The 18,135-nt window shown below is 69.5% G+C and carries 19 protein-coding genes; 17 read left to right on the top strand and 2 right to left on the bottom strand.

Translation table 11 applies throughout. The annotated features are described in order from the left end of the window. Nucleotides 1-73: 73 nt before the first annotated feature. The 17 genes from napG to ACT53U_RS17020 all read left to right on the top strand — a co-directional run bounded on the left by napG (nucleotide 74) and on the right by ACT53U_RS17020 (nucleotide 16,567). Entirely contained in the window at nucleotides 74-910 is an 837-nt protein-coding gene (gene napG / locus ACT53U_RS17100) for a ferredoxin-type protein NapG (protein WP_476157006.1), read from the top strand. Next, nucleotides 907-1,863: a quinol dehydrogenase ferredoxin subunit NapH gene (gene napH / locus ACT53U_RS17095; RefSeq protein WP_476157005.1), complete on the top strand. Its 957-nt coding sequence runs from the start codon at nucleotides 907-909 to the stop codon at nucleotides 1,861-1,863. Before napG ends, napH begins: the two co-directional genes overlap by 4 nt. After that, nucleotides 1,860-2,303: a nitrate reductase cytochrome c-type subunit gene (locus ACT53U_RS17090; protein WP_476157004.1), complete on the top strand. Its 444-nt coding sequence runs from the start codon at nucleotides 1,860-1,862 to the stop codon at nucleotides 2,301-2,303. The genes napH and ACT53U_RS17090 overlap by 4 nt, the downstream gene beginning before the upstream one ends. A gap of 51 nt (nucleotides 2,304-2,354) precedes the next feature. Then, nucleotides 2,355-3,056 (top strand): NapC/NirT family cytochrome c, encoded by a 702-nt coding sequence (locus tag ACT53U_RS17085; protein WP_476157003.1) that lies wholly within the window; start codon nucleotides 2,355-2,357, stop codon nucleotides 3,054-3,056. A gap of 169 nt (nucleotides 3,057-3,225) precedes the next feature. Next, nucleotides 3,226-3,618 (top strand): hypothetical protein, encoded by a 393-nt coding sequence (locus ACT53U_RS17080; RefSeq protein WP_476157002.1) that lies wholly within the window; start codon nucleotides 3,226-3,228, stop codon nucleotides 3,616-3,618. Between the two features lie 595 nt (nucleotides 3,619-4,213). After that, on the top strand, nucleotides 4,214-6,481 hold the full coding sequence (gene nosZ, locus ACT53U_RS17075; protein WP_476157001.1) for a Sec-dependent nitrous-oxide reductase: 2,268 nt from the start codon (nucleotides 4,214-4,216) through the stop codon (nucleotides 6,479-6,481). Between the two features lie 200 nt (nucleotides 6,482-6,681). After that, entirely contained in the window at nucleotides 6,682-7,326 is a 645-nt protein-coding gene (locus tag ACT53U_RS17070) for a c-type cytochrome (RefSeq protein ID WP_476157000.1), read from the top strand. A 32-nt stretch (nucleotides 7,327-7,358) separates the two neighbouring features. Further along, nucleotides 7,359-8,108, top strand: coding sequence for a c-type cytochrome (locus ACT53U_RS17065; protein WP_476156999.1), 750 nt, complete (start codon nucleotides 7,359-7,361; stop codon nucleotides 8,106-8,108). A 224-nt stretch (nucleotides 8,109-8,332) separates the two neighbouring features. After that, complete coding sequence (locus ACT53U_RS17060) at nucleotides 8,333-9,532, top strand: hypothetical protein (protein WP_476156998.1); 1,200 nt, start codon at nucleotides 8,333-8,335, stop codon at nucleotides 9,530-9,532. Nucleotides 9,533-9,540: 8 nt separating this feature from the next. Beyond that, nucleotides 9,541-10,965, top strand: a complete 1,425-nt coding sequence (nosD, locus tag ACT53U_RS17055) for a nitrous oxide reductase family maturation protein NosD (RefSeq protein WP_476156997.1) — start codon at nucleotides 9,541-9,543, stop codon at nucleotides 10,963-10,965. Next, entirely contained in the window at nucleotides 10,962-11,774 is an 813-nt protein-coding gene (locus tag ACT53U_RS17050) for a 4Fe-4S dicluster domain-containing protein (protein WP_476156996.1), read from the top strand. The genes nosD and ACT53U_RS17050 overlap by 4 nt, the downstream gene beginning before the upstream one ends. Then, on the top strand, nucleotides 11,771-12,787 hold the full coding sequence (locus ACT53U_RS17045) for a NapH/MauN family ferredoxin-type protein (protein WP_476156995.1): 1,017 nt from the start codon (nucleotides 11,771-11,773) through the stop codon (nucleotides 12,785-12,787). The genes ACT53U_RS17050 and ACT53U_RS17045 overlap by 4 nt, the downstream gene beginning before the upstream one ends. 79 nt (nucleotides 12,788-12,866) lie before the next feature. Next, entirely contained in the window at nucleotides 12,867-13,772 is a 906-nt protein-coding gene (locus tag ACT53U_RS17040; protein WP_476156994.1) for an ABC transporter ATP-binding protein, read from the top strand. Next, nucleotides 13,750-14,238, top strand: coding sequence for a hypothetical protein (locus ACT53U_RS17035; protein WP_476156993.1), 489 nt, complete (start codon nucleotides 13,750-13,752; stop codon nucleotides 14,236-14,238). The genes ACT53U_RS17040 and ACT53U_RS17035 overlap by 23 nt, the downstream gene beginning before the upstream one ends. A 15-nt stretch (nucleotides 14,239-14,253) precedes the next feature. After that, nucleotides 14,254-15,141 (top strand): ABC transporter permease, encoded by an 888-nt coding sequence (locus tag ACT53U_RS17030; RefSeq protein ID WP_476156992.1) that lies wholly within the window; start codon nucleotides 14,254-14,256, stop codon nucleotides 15,139-15,141. Between the two features lie 11 nt (nucleotides 15,142-15,152). Further along, nucleotides 15,153-16,058, top strand: a complete 906-nt coding sequence (gene menA / locus ACT53U_RS17025; RefSeq protein WP_476156991.1) for a 1,4-dihydroxy-2-naphthoate octaprenyltransferase — start codon at nucleotides 15,153-15,155, stop codon at nucleotides 16,056-16,058. Next, on the top strand, nucleotides 16,055-16,567 hold the full coding sequence (locus ACT53U_RS17020) for a TlpA disulfide reductase family protein (RefSeq protein WP_476156990.1): 513 nt from the start codon (nucleotides 16,055-16,057) through the stop codon (nucleotides 16,565-16,567). The genes menA and ACT53U_RS17020 overlap by 4 nt, the downstream gene beginning before the upstream one ends. On the opposite strand, the gene thiE is transcribed toward ACT53U_RS17020, so the two are convergent. Both thiE and thiM read right to left on the bottom strand, forming a co-directional pair. Next, a complete protein-coding gene (gene thiE, locus ACT53U_RS17015) occupies nucleotides 16,551-17,210 on the bottom strand; it encodes a thiamine phosphate synthase (protein WP_476156989.1) in 660 nt (219 codons plus the stop codon). The genes ACT53U_RS17020 and thiE overlap by 17 nt on opposite strands. Beyond that, complete coding sequence (gene thiM / locus ACT53U_RS17010) at nucleotides 17,207-18,064, bottom strand: hydroxyethylthiazole kinase (protein WP_476156988.1); 858 nt, start codon at nucleotides 18,062-18,064, stop codon at nucleotides 17,207-17,209. The genes thiE and thiM overlap by 4 nt, the downstream gene beginning before the upstream one ends. Nucleotides 18,065-18,135: the final 71 nt, after the last annotated feature.

The following is an 18,135-nucleotide window of genomic DNA, read 5'->3' as shown; positions in this document are numbered from 1 at the left end:
CGCCGACGTCGCGACGCCATTCCGGGGCGGGTCACCCGCCCCGGATCGAGCCCACGAGAGCAGAGCACGCCCCATGTCCGCCGTCCCCGAAAAACCCGAAGGGCTCCTGAGCCCCGAACGCCGGAGGGCTCTCGAGACCGCCGCGCGCGGGATCGCCGGCGTCGGTGTGGCCGGGGTGTTGCTCGCCACCCATCAGCGCTCCGCCGAGGCCATGCCGACCCAGGCGATCCGCCCGCCGGGCGCGCTCGCCGACGAACGCGCCTTCCTCGCCGCCTGCTCGCGCTGCGGCCTCTGCGTCCGCGCCTGTCCCTACGACACGCTGAAGCTCGCCGATCTCGGCGACCACGTCGCCTCCGGCACGCCCTACTTCGTCGCTCGCAAGACCCCTTGCGAGATGTGCGAGGACATCCCCTGCGTGAAGGCCTGCCCGACCGGCGCGTTGGAACATTCACTCGTCGACATCAACAGGGCGAAGATGGGCACCGCCGTTCTCGTCGACGAGGAGAACTGCCTGAACTTCCTCGGACTGCGCTGCGACGTCTGCTATCGCGACTGCCCGGTGATCGACAAGGCGATCACCCTCGAGGTCGAGAGCAACCCGCGCACCCGCAAGCACGCGATCTTCCGCCCGACCGTCCATGCGGCCGACTGCACCGGCTGCGGCAAGTGCGAGAAGTCCTGCGTCCTCGAACAGTCCGCCATCAGGGTGCTGCCGCTGCGCGTCGCCCGCGGCGAGCTCGGCCACCACTACCGGCTCGGCTGGGAGGAGTTCCAGAAGAACCAGGGACCGCTGGTGAAGGGCATCGAGGACCTCCCCGATCGCGCCCCCGACGACGTCACGCCACCCTCCGGCGTCCCCGACGCGCCGCCGATCATCGATCCGACGAAGCAGGGGAAGTGGAAGCCATGACCACGCTCGCCCCCACCCCTGCCCCGGCTTCCGGCGACCGCCGCGACCACGCGACCCGCGTGGCCCAGAAGGGCGCCTCGACCCGCGGCTTCCTCGCCCGCAACCGCTTCCTGCTGCTGCGTCGCCTCAGCCAGGCGACCGTCTTCGCGCTGTTCCTGACCGGGCCGCTCTTCGGCCTGTGGATCGCCAAGGGCACCATCGCCTCGTCGATGACGCTCGGTGTGCTGCCGCTGACCGATCCACTGGTGCTCGCCCAGATGCTCGCCGCCCGCCATGCGCCGGAAGGTCTGGCGATCCTCGGCGCGGCGATCGTCGTCCTCTTCTATGCGCTCGTCTCCGGTCGCGCCTATTGCGCCTGGGTCTGCCCGGTCAATCCGGTGACGGATCTGGCGCACTGGACCCGCGAGCGGCTCGGCCTCCAGGCCAAGGGCTGGCAGCCGCGGCCGCAGACCCGCTTCTTCGTGCTGGCGATGATCCTCGTGGTCTCCGGTTTCACCGGCGCCATCGCCTTCGAGCTGGTCAACCCGATCACCCACGCCTTTCGCGCCGTGGTCTTCGGCGCCACCGCCTCGATCGCCTTCGTCGCCGCGGTCTTCGTCTTCGATCTCTTCGTCGCCCGCCGCGGCTGGTGCTCGCACCTCTGCCCGGTCGGCGCCTTCTACGGGCTCCTCGGCTCGGGCGCGCTGGTCAAGGTCTCGGCGTCGAAGCGCGCCGCCTGCGACCACTGCATGGACTGCTACGCGGTCTGCCCCGAACCGCACGTCATCTCGCCCGCCCTCGAGGGCGGCAGGAAGGGCCTCTCGCCCGTCGTCCTCTCGCGCGACTGCACCACCTGCGGCCGCTGCATCGACGTCTGCGACCGCGGCGTCTTCCACTTCACGCATCGTTTCGACGCATCCGAGACCACCGCGGTCCTCGCCGCCGGGTCGAACTCACCGGGAGAAAAACCATGAGGAAGCTCATGCTCGTCGCGGCGCTCGGCGCGGCCGCCCTCGCCTTCGGCATCGGCTCGGCGACGAGCCAGCAGGCGAGCGAGATCAAGTCGCTGCGCGGCAACTCGCCGATCGTCGACCTCGCGCCGGCCGACACGCCGCATCAGAACGTCTCCGGACGTTTCGACCGCGCCTATCGCCAGCAGCCGCCGCTGATCCCGCATCAGATCGATCGCTACCAGATCGACCTGAAGGCCAATCAGTGCCTGCAGTGCCACGACTGGTCGAACGCCGCCAAGAACGGCGCGCCGACCCTGTCGATGACCCACTACCTCGATCGCGACGGCCGTCAGACGGACACGGTCGCCGGCACCCGCTGGTTCTGCAACCAGTGCCACGTTCCCCAGGCCGACGCCAAGGAACTGGTCGAGAACACCTTCAAGCCGTCTCAGACCAAGTGACCGCGCGTCGAGGCACCTTCCTCCGCCGATCCGACGTTCGGAGCGACCGACATGACCATTGAGACCACCACACCCGCCGAACGCCCCGGCTTCCTCAAGCGCCTGTGGCGGCTGTTCTGGTCGCCGTCCGGCTCGATCGCCCTCGGCCTCCTGCTCGTCGGCGGATTCGCCGTCGGCGTGCTCTTCTGGGGCGGCTTCAACTGGGCCCTCGAGATGACCAATCGCGAGGAGTTCTGCATCTCGTGTCACGAGATGAAGGACAACGTCTACGCCGAGTACAAGAACACGCCGCACTACCAGAACCATTCCGGCGTGCGCGCCACCTGCCCGGACTGCCACGTGCCGAAGGACTGGCAGCACAAGATCGTGCGCAAGATCCAGGCCTCGCAGGAGCTCTGGGGCCACTTCGTCACCCAGTCGATCTGGACGCGGGAGAAGTTCGTCGACCGCCGCATCGAGCTCGCCAAGCACGAATGGGCGCGGATGAAGAAGACCGACAGCCGCGAGTGCCGCAACTGCCACGGCTTCGACTACATGGACTTCACCAAGCAGGAGACCCGCGCCGGCAAGCAGCATCAGCTCGCCGTCGACACAGGCAAGACCTGCATCGACTGCCATCAGGGCATCGCCCATCGCCTGCCCGAAGGCGGCCGCGACGCCTACGAGAAGCTGATGAACGAGATGAAGGCCGGTGCCGATCTCGGGACCACCGACGCGCTGAAGAGCTACGCTTCGGCTCTTCCCAAGAAGTGAGATCCCCCCCTCGGATCTCCTTCGGGAGCCGCCGTGATCGCCCCCTCGCGATCCGGCGGCTCTCTTCGTTTCCAGCCAGCCCGCGCCCGCCGCTTGTCGGAAGTCAAGGCGTGAGTGACCGACGCGGGGTTGTATCGGTCCATCGCGGGGTCCGCAGGAACGGAACACGATGACCGGACGACCGACGGGCAAGGGATGGCTGACGACGCTGCGCCGCAGGGCGCATGCGCTGACCTGTGCCTTCCTCGTCGTCTTCGTCGTCGCCGGCCTGCGCGCCCAGGCACTCGCCGCCGCGATCGGCGACGAGACCTGCATCGCCATGGGCGGCACGCTCGCCCGAGCGCCGACCCCGACGACCGATCCGAGCGACCTCGCCGATCCCTGCCACGCCTGTTGCGACCTCGGCCTATGCACCGGCTCGGCGGCGCTGCCGCCGACCGACCCCGCACGGCTCGCGATCCCGCACGCCTTCCGCGTCCGCGCCGTGTCTCGGGCCCGCCCGACGACGCCGCGCCGCCGCAGACGCCGCGGCCCTGCGCCCCGCGCACCCCCGCACCCCTGACGCCCGTTCCGGCGCGGCTCTGCCGCCGGCCGTCCCCGTGCCTCCGCCCGGTTCGTGGAGGAACGACGAGGCGCGCCGACGAGGCCACGCGAAACGCGAGGGAAGGCTGCCTGCTCGCCGCCCTCGCGGATTCGCCACCCGCCGCCCGGCCCCGTTTTTCTCGCCGAAATTGCTCCCGCCCCGCGGTTCGCCCCCGCGGGAGAACGAATTCGTGCATGCCGCGACGAGGCTTGACCATCGTCAAGGAAGCCGGGCGGCCCCATGACATGGTCTGCTCCGGAAAGGGACGCGGTTCGCCGGCCATGGTCGTCGAATCGAGAGACGGATCTCCGTCGCCTCGCCCGGACGCCGCGAAGCCGGACCCGCCGGCCGCGTCGGCGGTCGCGCCCCGACCCGCGGAGAAACAGAGAGTTTCGCGAACCGAATGGACGTTCCGCTGCCGTCGCGCCCCGCGTCGGCGAAGGGAGAACGCGTGCCGTCGAACCGGGACGGAGCGCGTCGCAGCGTCGCGTGGCAGAGCCTCGCGCCGGTGGTCGTCCGAAGGCTCGCGTCCCCGAGCAGGAGCGCGATCATGAGATCGATACTGAAGACGTCCGTGGCCCTGGCCTCCCTCCTCGGTCTGACGACCGTCGGAGCCCTGGCCGCCGACAGCCTCGACGACGTGATGAAGCGACGCGGCCTGAGCCAGAAGGACATTCTGGCCGCCGCCAAGACCTATACGCCCACCGGCAAGCGCGACGAGTTCATGGTCTTCTCGTCGGGCGGTCAGTCCGGCCAGATCATCGTCTACGGCGTGCCGTCGATGCGCATCCTGAAATACGTCTCGGTCTTCACGCCCGAGCCCTGGCAGGGCTACGGCTATGACGACGAGTCGAAGAAGGTCCTCGACCAGGGCAAGATCGACGGCCGTCAGCCGAACTGGGGCGACACCCACCATCCGGGCCTGTCGGAGACCGACGGCAAGCCGGACGGCCAGTTCCTGTTCATCAACGACAAGGCCAACCCGCGCATCGCGGTGGTCAACCTGCACGACTTCGAGACCCAGCAGATCGTCGTCAACCCGATCCTGCAGTCCGAGCACGGCGGCACCTTCGTCACGCCGAACACCGACTACGTCCTCGAAGCCGCGCAGTATCCGGGCATCCTCGGTCGCGGCTACGCGCCCCTCTCGGAATTCAACGACAAGTTCCGCGGCGCGATGACCTATTGGAAGTTCGACCGCGCCAAGGGTCGCATCGACGAGGCCAAGTCCTTCTCGATCGAACTGCCGCCCTACACCCAGGACCTGTCGGACGCCGGCAAGGGTCCCTCGGACGGCTGGTCCTTCACCAACTCGTTCTGCGCCGAGCGTTACGTCGGCGGCATCGAGAGCGGCAAGCCGCCGTTCGAGGCGGGCTGCTCGGCCAACGACGCCGACTATCTGCACGTCATCAACTGGAAGAAGGCCGCCGAACTGGTCGCCGCCGGCAAGGCCGGCAAGATCAACGGCCACGACGTGCTGCCGATGAAGACGGCGATCGAAGAGGGCATCCTCTTCCTCATCGCCGAGCCGAAGTCGCCGCACGGCGCCGACGTCACTCCGGACGGCAAGTTCATCATCGTCGGTGGCAAGCTCGACACCAACGTGACCGTCTATTCGTGGGACAAGATCAAGGCGGCGATCGACGCCAAGCAGTTCGCCTCCAAGGATTCCTACGGGATCCCGATCATCGACATGAAGCAGGTGGTCCACAAGCAGGTTCAGCTCGGCCTCGGCCCGCTGCACACGCAGTTCGATTCGAAGCCCTGCATCGCCTACACCTCGCTCTACGTCGACAGCCAGGTGGCCAAGTACGACTATTGCGAAGGCAAGGTCCTCGACAAGATCTCGGTCCACTACAACATCGGCCATCTCATGGCGATGGAGGGCGAGAGCGCCACGCCGGCGGGCAAATACCTGATCGCCCTCAACAAGCTGGCGATCGACCGCTTCAACCCGGTCGGCCCGCTGCATCCGCAGAACCATCAGCTCATCGACATCTCCGGCGACAAGATGGAACTGCTCTACGACATGCCGATCCCGCTCGGCGAACCGCACTACGCGGCGTCCATCTCGGCCGACAAGCTGAAGCCGGGCGTGCGCTACAAGTACGGCACCGACAGCCGCACCGGCGAGACGAGCCCCTTCTCGGTCCGTCCGGGTTCGGAGAAGATCGTCAAGACCCCGGGCAAGGTGGAAGTCTTCGCCACCGCCATCCGCTCGCACTTCACGCCCGAGATCGTCGAAGTCAACGAGGGTGACGAGGTCGTCTTCCACATCACCAACGCCGAGCGTGCCGAGGACGAGACCCACGGCTTCGCGGTGTCGACCTACGTCGGCAACCTCAGCCTCGAGCCCGGCAAGACCGCGTCCGTCACCTTCAAGGCGGATCGCGCGGGTGCCTTCTCCTACTACTGCACCGAGTTCTGCTCGGCGCTCCATCTGGAGATGGAAGGCTACCTGATGGTCAAGCCGAAGGGCGCCGCCGACACCGGGCCGGACAAGGCCAAGGACGCGGTGACCTACACCAAGGCCGACTTCGACAAGCAGTACAACACCAACATCGAGACCCAGAAGGTCATCGACTCGGTCGTCAAGTACATCATGTCGACGAACTACAAGGACTTCCCGACCGTCGTCGCCCTCGTCGAGGACGCCGTCGACCAGCTCAACTTCGCCAAGGACGCCAAGTCGAAGACCGACGACGCGGCGAAGAAGGACGACTGGCAGCAGGGAACCCTGTGGGCGAACCAGTGGTGGCAGTACCAGGTCAAGGCCGCCGACATCGGTCTGCGCGTCAAGACCTACCTCGAGCAGAACGGCGCCAAGGTGGTCGCCAAGTGAGGCTCGCCTGAGCCGCGACGGCACGGGGGGCGATCCCCCGTGCCCCCGCCGCCCTCCCCTCGGGCGGCGTCATTCCCGAACAGCGGAGGGGCGGGCGACCGCCCTTCTTCGTTCCGGTGCCGGGCAAGGGGCACCTCGGAACATCCGCTCGCGCGCCCGCGCGCGAACCCGATCATCCGACACCGAAACGAAGGTGCATCATGCTGCGTTCGACGATCATCGCCCTCGGCCTTCTCGCCGCCGGCCTGGGCAATGCCTCCGCCCAGCCCGCCGCCGCCGACGGCAAGACCCTGTTCGCCACCAAGAGCTGCGTCGCCTGTCACGGCCGCGGCGGTGCCAAGGCGATCCAGACCTATCCCGAACTCGCCGGCCAGGACGCCAGGTACCTGCTGGAACAGATGACCGCCATCGCCGAGGGCACCCGCCTCTCCGGCCCGGACGCGCGCGGCTATCCGCGCACCCAGGGCATGAAGGACATCATGCATCTGGTGAACCCGGCCGAGCGTCAGGCGATCGCCGAGTATCTCGCCAAGGAGCCGGCGCCGAAGGTGCGTCCGCTCGACCCGCCGATCGACGAGGCCCGCATGGCCGCCGGCCGCGAGGCCTACCAGAAGGGCGGCTGCCAGACCTGCCACGGTGCCGAAGGCCTCAAGCCGCTGGCGACCTATCCGATCATCGGCGGCATGAAACGCGACTATCTCGTCCTCCAGTTGACGGAAGTCAGGGACGGCGTCCGCCAGAACGGCAAGGTCAAGACGATGCTGCCGTTCGCCAAGAAGCTGGACGACGCCAAGATCGCCGCCATCGCCGACTATCTCTCGCAGATCGACCGGACGGCGAAGTGAAGACCCCGATACGGCCCGATCGGAGACCGGACATGAAGAAGACTTTCGCTCTCTCCCTCGCCCTCGGCGCGATGTTCGCGGCCGGCGCCGCCTTCGCCGCCGGCAATGCCGCCGTCGACCAGCAGAAGTTCGAGGAGAACAAGGCCAAGAAGGAATGGATGAGCCAGGGCGGCGAGCGCGAGGAGGCCCTCACGCTGAAGCCCGACCCGAAGAACGGTCGCGACGTCTACGAGGTCTGCTCGGCCTGCCACATGCCGGAAGGCTGGGGCCTCACCGACGGCACCTTCCCGCAGCTCGCCGGCCAGCATCGCACGGTCATCATCAAGCAGCTCGCCGACATCCGTGACGGCCACCGCGACAACCCGACCATGTATCCCTTCGCCCTGCCCTCCGAGATCGGCGGCACCCAGGCGATCGCCGACGTGTCGGAATACATCGCCGGCCTGAAGATGAATCCCGACAACGGCGTCGGCAAGGGCGACGACCTCGAGCTCGGCAAGAAGCTCTACGCCGACAACTGCGTCCGCTGCCACGGCCCCAACGGCGAGGGCGACGCCGCCAAGTTCTATCCCCGCATCCAGGCGCAGCACTACGAGTATCTCGTCCGCCAGTATCGCTGGATCAAGGAAGGCAAGCGGCGCAACTCCAACCCCGAGATGGTCGATCAGATCAAGAACTTCTCGGATCGCGACACGCTCGCCGTCCTCGACTACGTCTCGCGGCTGAAGCCGGCACCGGAACTCGTCGCCCCGGCCGGTTGGAAGAATCCCGACTTCCAGTGATCGCGGTTCTTCGACCGTATGGGCCACGCCACGAGAGCCGCCGGATCGACGATCCGCGCGGCTCTCGCCTTGTCACGCGGTGCATGGCACCCGCGCAACCATCGGCGACTTGGCAAATCTCAAGGACCCCGGCCGCCGCCGGTTCCACTCTCTCGGCAACGAGGGGACGCCGCCGTCGCGACGCCCCGCCGAACGCAGCCGCCCCGGCGGCAGGAGATCGCCCGATGACGTCAACCTCCCCGGCCGCCGGCCGTCCGAACGCCGCTTCGGGACGCCCCGCCGTTCTCTTCCGCATCCTGGCGCTGCTCGCGCTTCTGGCGCTCGGCGGCAGCTACTACGCGCCCGCCTGGTGGGTGTCGCTGAAGGCGCCGAACTATCCGGCCCAGACCTTCCCCGACGGCGTCAAGATCCTCTTCCACGTCGACCGCGTCGCCAACGGCTGCTCGCTGCGCCAGTCGACCGAGGTGGTGGAGAAGGAGGCGCTCGACTGCGTGCACGAGATGGACACGATCAACCATTTCGTCGGCATGTACCCGATCGCCTCCGGCGGTCCGGTCGAGAAGCTCCTGTCGCCCTTCCTCTTCGCCTTCATCGGCGTGCTGATCCTCGGCTTCGCAACGCCGGGAACCCGCAACCGCACCGCCGTCATGGGGCTCGGTTTCGCCGCGGTCGCCGCCTGGATGCTGATGTCGGTCTATTCGGCGAACGGCGTGCAGTATCTCGGCCGCAGCTGGGTCGCCGGCCTGGTCGACAGTCTCGGTCGCGCCGAGGACGAGACCAAGGACGAGAACCTCCACCCGGTCGTCCGCCAGCTCAAGGAATCGCTCGCCAAGAGCGGCATCGTCGTCGACGTCAACGCCCCCAAGGCCGACGCCACCGCCACCAAGGCGCAGCTCGTCGAGGTGCTGAAGGCCGTCCACGACATGAAGGCCCCGGTCGAACTCGGCGTCGAACCGCAGCCCTGGTCGAGCCGCGGCATCGACGTCATGGCCTGGCACTACGAGGAGAGCCTCGGGCGCTGGTTCAACGAACCGGTGAAGAACGGCCGCCTCGTCGCCATCATGCGCGTCGCCACCCACGTGACGGTCGCCGCCGTTCTCGTCGCCATGGGTCTCTTCCTGTGGATCGCCCGCCGTCCACGCTCGGTGTTCTTCGCCGCCATTCCGGCGGTGCCGATGATCCTGCCGCTCGGCTTCATCGTCGAATATGCGTCCTGGCTCTGGTGGTACGGCCACAGCCTCAACGCCATGGGCGCCTTCACGCTGAAGCCCTTCATGCCGACCGTCTTCGGCGACGGCAAGGTGGCGCAGTTCTCGACCCACTCGTACCCTGCGATCGGCTTCGGCCTGATGTGCGCCGTGGCACTCTTCATGGCGGTCGCCGCCCTGATGCGCCGCAATCTCCCCGAGGCGGTCAAGGACTGAGGCGGACCATGGCGCGCACCTTCCCCCTCGCGACCCTCCTGCGCTCCGCCGCCACGCTGGTGGCGGTGGCCGGGGTGACGGTCCTCGTCGGCTGGGGCGCGATCCACTGGGCCGAGATGCGCGGCGTCGACGATCTGACCCGCGACGCCGGCTTCGCCGACCACCACCCCCCCGCCCCCGACCCGCGGTCGGAGGAGGAGATGGAGAGCCTCCGGCAGTTCCCCGCCGGGGCTAAGGCGCTCCAGCCGTTGATCGACGCGACGCCGACCGGCGGCACGCTCCGTCTCGAGGCGGGGATCTACGCCGCGCCCGGCCGGATCGACCGGACCATGCGGATCGAGGGCACACAGGGCGGCACGATCGTCGACGGCGGCGGCATCGGCTCGATCCTGACGGTCGAGGCCAACGACGTGCTGATCTCCGGCCTCACCCTGCGCAATTCCGGCGACCGTCACGAGACCACCGACAGCGCCGTCCGGCTGCGCGGCCGCAACGGCGTCTTCCGCGACAACGTCATCGAGGACTGCCTCTTCGGCTTCGAGCTGAAACAGGCCGACGGCAACGTCATCCGCCGCAACCGCATCGGCTCGAAGGACCTGCCGCAGGCGCTGCGCGGCGATTCGGTGCGCGTCTGGTATTCGAACGGCAACCGCATCGAGGACAACGACATCACCGGCGTCCGCGACACGGTGATCTGGTACTCGAAGCACAACAGCCTGACCGGCAACCGCATCGTCGACAGCCGTTACGGCATCCATCTGATGTATGCCCACGAGAACAAGGTGGAGAAGAACAGCTTCCTCTCCGACACCGTCGGCGTCTTCCTGATGTATGCCAACGACAACGACGTCATCGACAACGTCGTCCACTGGGCGCAGGGCCCCTCGGGCATCGGCATCGGCTTCAAGGAATCGTCGGGCACGAAGGTGATCTCCAACGACCTCTTCGCCAATGCGCGCGGCATCTTCATGGATGCCTCGCCCTACGACCCCGACAGTTTCAACCTCTTCCGCGACAACCGCATCGCCTACAACGGCACCGGCATCGCCTTCCATTCCGACTGGGAGGGCAACACGTTCGAGCACAACGCCTTCCTCGGCAACCACGTCTCGGTGACGGTGCTGGGCACCGGCGGGGCCGCGCGCAACCGCTGGAACGGCAATCACTGGGACGACTGGCAGGGCTTCGACCGCAACCGCGACGGCACCGGCGACACGCCCTACGAGATGTGGAGCTGGGCCGACCGGCTGTGGATGGACGTGCCCGACGCTCAGTTCTTCCGCACCGCGCCCTCGCTCGAGCTGGTCGACTTCGTCGAGCGCCTCGGCTCGCTGATCGAACCGCGCCTGATCATGCGCGACGCCGCCCCCCTCGTCGACCTGCCCGCGGGCGTCGGCGCCCACGGCGTCCGGTCTCCGGAGAAGAAGTCATGAGCGACGAAGACAGGCCCGAGCCGAGCCCGGCCGCCGCCCCGCGCGTCCCACCCGAATCCCGTCTCACCAAGGGCGGAGAAGAGCGGCGACGCTTCCTGCGCACCGTGGCGGTCGGCACCGGCGTCGTCTGCGCCACGCTCGCCGGCCTCGCACAGCATCGCTTCGCCCATGCGAGCCCCCTCCTCAGGCCGCCCGGCGCGCTCGACGAGGAGGCCTTCCTCGCCGCCTGCATCAAGTGCGGCCAGTGCGTCCAGGTCTGCCCGATCCAGGCGATCGAGCTCGCCGACCTCGCCGCGGGCCTGTCGAACGGCACGCCCTACATCGCCGCCCGCGATCAGGCCTGCGACTTCTCCTGCGATGCCACCCAGTGCATCCTCGCCTGCCCGACCGGCGCGCTCTCGCACGAGATCGACAGGAAGGAACAGGTGAAGATGGGCGTCGCGGCGCTCGCCCGTCCCGACGCCTGTCTCGCGCGCAAGGGCCAGGGTTGGAAGGGTCCGGCCCGCGGCGCCGGTTTCGACGGCGTGCTGCGCTGGGCCGAGATCGACCGCTGGAAGGCCCAACCGATCGCCGGCCACCCCTACGATCTCGAGATCTGCGATCTCTGCGTCACCACCTGCCCGATCGAAGGCGCGATCGCGCTCGAGCCCCTGAACCCGGCCGACCCCGCCGACCGCCGCCGCACCCCGGTGGTGAAGGCCTCGTGCGTCGGCTGCGGCGTCTGCGAGATGATGTGCCCGGTCGATCCCGTCGCCATCGCCGTCACCCCGACCCCGGTCGGCCGCGAGCCGGAAAGGAAGCGGTCATGAGCAACGGTTTCTTCTCCCGCCTCGTCGAGGGGCTGGCGCAGATGTTCGGCAAGACGCCGGAAAAGCCGGCTCCCGAGGACATGACGCCGGAGATGGTCGACCTCCTCGCCTTCAAGAAGGCGCCCGACGAGCGCAAGCGCCGCAAGGCCTTCCTGATCGCCGAGAAGGCCGAGGGCCACCCGACCTCCAACACCTGGCGCTGGCGCCGTTGGGTCTCGATCCTGGTCGTCAACGGCCTGTTCGTCGCTTCCTACTGGGCCGACCTGCAGCTGATCGAAGGCGCGCTGACCGCCAGCCGCGTCTTCGGCTTCCACTTCGCCGACTTGAACTCGTCGCTGCAGCTGATGCTCGCCCACGGCCATGTCGTCATCAATCTGGTGATCGGCGTGACGACGGTGCTGGCGATCTACGCGCTGGTCGGCGGGCGCACCTTCTGCTCCTGGGTCTGCCCCTACCATCTCCTCTCGGAGATCGCCGAGAAGCTGCATCTGAAGCTCGCCGAGAAGCGTCTGGTGAAGGACCACGCCCTCGACCGCCGCCTGCGGCCGATCCTCTTCGTGGTCTTCGCGGCGCTCGCCTTCTTCTCCGGCTACACGCTGTTCGAGACGATCTCGCCGGTCGGCATCCTGTCGCGCGCCATGACCTACGGCACCACCGTCGGCCTGATCTGGATCCTGCTCCTGCTGTCGATCGAGGTCCTGTGGTCGCGACGCTTCTGGTGCCGCCACGTCTGCCCGATCGGCTTGACATATGGTATGGCGGGCGCCGTCGCTCCGGTCAGAATTCTCCATGTCGCCGAACACTGTCTCCACGAGGGAAAGTGCCGCGACGTCTGCCTGGTCCCCCATGTTCTGGAGGCGACCAAGCTGGGCTTTGGCCGCCGGACGGAAACCCCGGTCGGACCCGACTGCACCCGCTGCGCGATGTGCATCGACGTCTGCCCGACGGGCGCCCTGCGGTTCGACATCGTCGGTCTCACCAGGCGACCGGAAGCCGCCCCGAGCGAGGCTTGACGGGATTGGATCGCGCGTAGGCCGAGGGGCCCGGCGCGCGATCGCGGTGGGCGGACCCCGCCCGGACGGACGGACGACCATGATCTCGCTGAAGGGTGTCACCAAGGCCTTCGGATCGCAGACGACCCTCGACGGGATCGATCTCGACATTCCCGCCGGCCAGCGCATCGCACTGATCGGCTCCAACGGCGCCGGCAAGACGACGCTGTTCCGCTGCCTGCTCGGCGAATACGTCCATCAGGGCACGGTGACGATCGACGGGCTCGCGCCGCGCGACCACCGCACCGAGGTGCTGCGCCACGTCGGCTTCGTGCCGCAGATCGCGCCGCGGCTCGAGATGCCGGTCGGCGCGCTGGTGCGCTGGGTGGCGGACGTCGCCGAGACCCGCGCCGAGGACATCGAACGCGTCGCCGCCCGCATGGGCCTCGACCTCGCGCCGATCGCCCGCCGCCCCTTCGTCCGCCTCTCCGGCGGCATGAAGCAGAAGCTCCTCATCGCGCTCGCCCTCGGTCGGCCGACGCGCCTCCTCGTCCTCGACGAGCCCGCCGCCAACCTCGACCCGGCGGCCCGCGCCAGCCTCTTCGACCTCCTCGCCGAGCGGCCGGAGGCGACGATGATCATCTCCTCGCACCGCATCGACGAGATCGCCGCGCTGGTCAACCGCGTCGTCGAACTCGAGCGCGGCCGCATCGTCCTCGACGACACCGTCACCGACGCCGGCAGCCTCGGCTCGACCTTCGCCGTGACGATCGAGACCGCGCGCGACGAACCGAGCTTCGCCCGCGCCGCCGGCGACTGGGGCCTCGCGCGCGACGGCGCCCGCTGGACCGGCACCATCGCCGGCCCCGATCGCCTGCGCTTCCTCGGCTTCGTCGCCCGCCATGCCGGCCTCGTCTCGGCCTTCGCGCTGGAAGACGTCACCGCCGGCCACCGCGCCGCAACCGACACCGCGGAGGTCGCCGATGTCCTCGCGGCCGATCGCTGACCTCTTCGCGCAGGCCCGGCGTCGCGACGTGCTGCGTCTGATCGGCGGCGTCGCGCTCGCGGGCATGCCGCTTTCCGCCTGCGCCCCCGTCGAGGCCGCGCCACGGCCGATCCGCTGGGGCCGCGACACCTGCGAGTTCTGCCACATGGTCTTCGCCGACCGACGCTTCTCCGCCGAGGTCTGGGACCCGGAGATCGGCCGCGCCCGCATCTTCGACGACTTCGGCTGCGCCGTGCTCGCCACCTCCGAGAGCGGCCTCGCCGACCGTGCCGAGGTCCCCTTCTGGGTCAGCGACGACGCCGACCCCGGCCGCTTCGTCGATGCCCGCGCGGCGCGCTACCGCAACGACGCCACCACGCCGATGGGCTATTCCCATTCCGCCGGCACGAGCCCGAAACATCGCCTCGCCTTCGCCGAAGCCGTCTCGGCCATCCGCGACAAGGCGAACTGCGAACACCGCGGCTGAGCCCGAGGAGACATCATGCGCGCCCCCGACACCGCCCCCGGCCAGATGCCTGCAACCTCGCCCCGGCACGCCTTCCGCACCGGCTTCTTCGCCACGCTCCGGCTCGAGATCGCCGAAGCCTTCCGCGCCCGCTGGTTCGCGATCTACTCCGTGGTCTTCTTCGCACTGGTCGGCGTGCTGCTGACGTTTGGTCTCACGGAGAGCCGCGTCCTCGGCTTCACCGGCCTGTCGCGCACGCTCGTCACCTACATCCAGCTGACCATGGCGATCGTGCCGATCTTCATCCTGATCACCACGGTGCGTTCGCTCGCCGGCGACCGCGAGGCCGGCGTCTTCGAATGGGTGCTCGGCCTGCCGGTCGGCATCGGCGCCTGGTACTTCGGCCGCTTCGCCGGCCGCTGCCTGCTCGCCGCCGCCCCCGTCGTCGGCGCGCTCGCCGTCGCCGTCGCCTACGGCGTGGCGCGCGGCGTCGCGGTGCCCTGGCTCGAACTCGGCTTCGACGTCGGCCTGCTGCTCGCGATGATCTTCGCCTTCGTCGGCATCGGCTTCCTCATCTCCGCCTTCGCCCGCTCGGTCGACACCGCCCAGACCGTCGCCTTCCTCCTGTGGCTGGCGCTGGTGCTGGCGCTCGACCTCGTGCTGCTCGGCGCGCTGATCCGCGGGCGCCTGCCCGTCGAGGGCGTCGTGGCGATTGCCATGCTGAACCCCTTGCAGGTCTTCCGAACCGGGTCGATGCTGTTGTTCGATCCGCAGTTGGTCCTCCTGGGTCCGACCGCCTTCACCGTCTTCGACATCTTCGGGCGTATCGGCTTCATGATCTGGTCCTTCGCCTATCCCCTTCTCCTCGGCACGCTCGCCGCCGTCGGCGGCTGGGCGATCCTGCGCCGGGGCGATCTGCCGTGAAGGAACCGATCGTGTCCGATCTGACCCTCGCCCCCTCCGGACGCCTCGGCCTGTGGATCCGCGCGGTGCGCCCGCGCACGCTGACGATCTCGCTCGCCCCCATCCTCGTCGCCCTCGCCGAGGCCCATGCGGAAGGCGGGCGGATCGCCTGGATGCCGGTCGTCGCCGCGACCGTCGCCGCCCTCGCCATCCAGATCGCCACCAATCTCGCCAACGACGCCACCGACGGCGAACGCGGCCTCGACGGCCCCCGCCGGCTCGGTCCCACCCGCATGACCGGCTCCGGCCTGATGTCGGCGACGGAGGTCCGCCGCGGCGCCATCGTCGCGACCCTGATCGCCGCCCTCTGCGGCCTCGTCGCCGTCTGGTACGGCGGCCTGCCGATCCTCTTGATCGGCCTCGCCTCGATCGCCGCCGCCTGGGCCTATTCCGGCGGGCCGCGACCGATTTCCGGCACGCCGCTCGGCGAGATCTTCGTCGTCGCCTGTTTCGGCGTCGCCGCCGTGGTCGGCATCGAATGGCTGGCGGTCCGCATGGTCACGTTCCATGCGGTGCTGGTCGGCGTCGCCATCGGTCTGCCCGCCGCCGCCGTGCTGACGGTCAACAACCACCGCGACCGCGTCGAGGACGAAGCCAACGGCCGCCGCACGCTGGCGATCCTGCTCGGCCCCGGCCGCACGGTGGCGCTCTATGCCGCCGAGACGATCGGCGCCGTGGCGCTCGCCGCCGCCCTCGCGCCCGACTGGCGCGGCGCGACGCTGATTGCCCTGGCGCTGGCGCCCGCGTCCCTGATCGCCTGGCGCCTGACCCGCGTGCCGATCGGCCGCGCCCTCAACGCCCACCTCGGCGCCACCGCCGGTTTCCAGATGGTGCTGGCGATCCTGATCGCCGTGGCGCTCGGCGGAGGGGCGCCATGATCACCCGGCGCGCCCTCCTCGCCGGCGGACTGGCGCTGCTCGCGAGCCCCGCCCGCGCCGGCGATCTCGTGGCGGTCGAACCGCGCGCCGTTTCCTTCGCCGTCCAGGACCGCGACGGCCGCGACATCGCCGCGAATGCCTTCGCGGGGAAGCCGGTGCTGGTGCATTTCTGGGCGAGCTGGTGCGGCTCGTGCCGGGTCGAATTCCCCGAACTCGACGCCTTCCGCCGCGACATCGCCGCCCACGGCATCGACGTCGCCGCCGTCTCGCTCGACCGTCTCGGCTGGCCGGCGATCGACGCCACGACCTCGGCGCTCGGCATCCGCGATCTGGCGCTCTTCCACGACCGCAACCGCGACGCCGCCCGCGCGCTGGGCATCGTCGGCCTGCCGACGACGCTGCTGGTCGACGGGAAGTCGCGCGAGATCGGGCGCATCGTCGGCTCGGGTGCGTGGGGCGAGGCGGCCTTCCGCGACCGCCTCGTGAGCCTCGTCAGGGCAGCCGGCTGAAGCCGCGCCCCACGGCCTCCGCGACCGATCGCGCCGCCGCTTCCGGATCGGCCGCCGCCATGATCGCCGAGACCACGGCGACGCCGTCGGCGCCCGATGCGATCACGGCCTGCGCCCGCGAAGCGTCGATCCCGCCGATCGCCACGATCGGCAGCCGCGTCGCCGCCCAGATCGCCGAGAGCCCGTCGAGCCCCAGCGCCGGCGCCGCGTCGGCCTTGGTGCCGGTCGGGAAGACCGGACCGACGCCGATGTAGTCGACATGGGCCAGATCCTCGTCGACGAGCTCCTCGGCCCGGGTGATCGACAGGCCGATCACCGCCTCGTCGCCCATCAGCCGCCGCACGTCGGCCGGCCGCATGTCGGACTGGCCGACATGGACGTGGGTGATGCCTGCGGCGAGCGCCACGTCGACCCGGTCGTTGACGAAGAGCGGCACGCCGACCCCCGCCAGCGCCGCCGAGAGGCTCCGTGCCCGTTCGACGAAGCGGCGGGTGTCGATCGCCTTCTCGCGCAGCTGCACCGAGGTGACGCCACCCCTGACCGCCGCCGCGACGATCCCCTCGATCGCCCGGTCGCCGGCCATGTCGGGGTCGGTCACGAGCATCACCGCGAGCGCGGCCCGATCGAAGTCCCGCCCGCTCACGGCGCCACCTTCGTCGCCGCCGCGACCTCTGCCGGAGTGATCCGCGCCAGCGTGTCGAGGAAGGCGGTGCGGAAGGTGGCAGGGCCGCCGTCGGCGACCGCGGCCGCCCGCTCGCTCGCCGCGTTCCACAGGGCCAGCGCCGCGATCGCCGCGTCGAAGGGGTCTTCCGCAACACCGGCGAAGGCGGCGACCGCCGCCGACAGCGCACAGCCGGTCGCGGTCACCCGCGTCGCCAGCGCATCACCGCCGGAGAGCGCCACTTCGCGGCGGCCGTCGGTGACGTAGTCGATCGCGCCGGTGGCGATGACGACCGCACCGCTGATGCGGGCGAGACGGATCGCCGCGTCGCGCGCCTCGTCGGTCGAGTTGCCGCTGTCGACGCCCTTGCCCGCCCCGGCCATGCCGGCGACGGCCATGATCTCGGAGGCATTGCCGCGCACCAGCGTCGGCTTCTCCGCCATCAGCCGTTCGACGGCGTGGTTGCGCAGCCCCGTCGCCCCGGCGCCGACCGGATCGAGCACCCAGGGCTTGCCGAGCGCGCGGGCCTTGGCCGCGGTCGCGACCATCGCCTCGATCCACGGCGTCGACAGCGTGCCGATGTTGATCACCAACGCGCTCGAGAAGGCGACGAACTCCTCGACCTCCTCGATCGCATGGACCATGGCGGGCGAGGCCCCCATCGCCAGCAGCGCGTTGGCGGCGACGTCCATCGAGACATAGTTGGTGATGTTGTGGACGAGAGGGCCCTGGCCACGCAGCCGGCCGAGCAGATCGGCGGCGACGCGGGCGGCGTGATCGTTCGAGACCGCCTCGAGCTTCGAGGCGGACGTGGGGATTCCAGACGTGGTCGACATGGCGCTCGTCTCCCTTCACCGGCATCCCGCCGGCCAGGTTCCACGGGTATCGATCTCAGCCCATGACCATG

The sequence above is a fragment of the Pinisolibacter sp. DMC19 genome (genome assembly GCF_056313985.1).
Note: the sequence above shows the minus strand (reverse complement) of the source record. Positions and strands in the feature narration are given on the sequence as shown.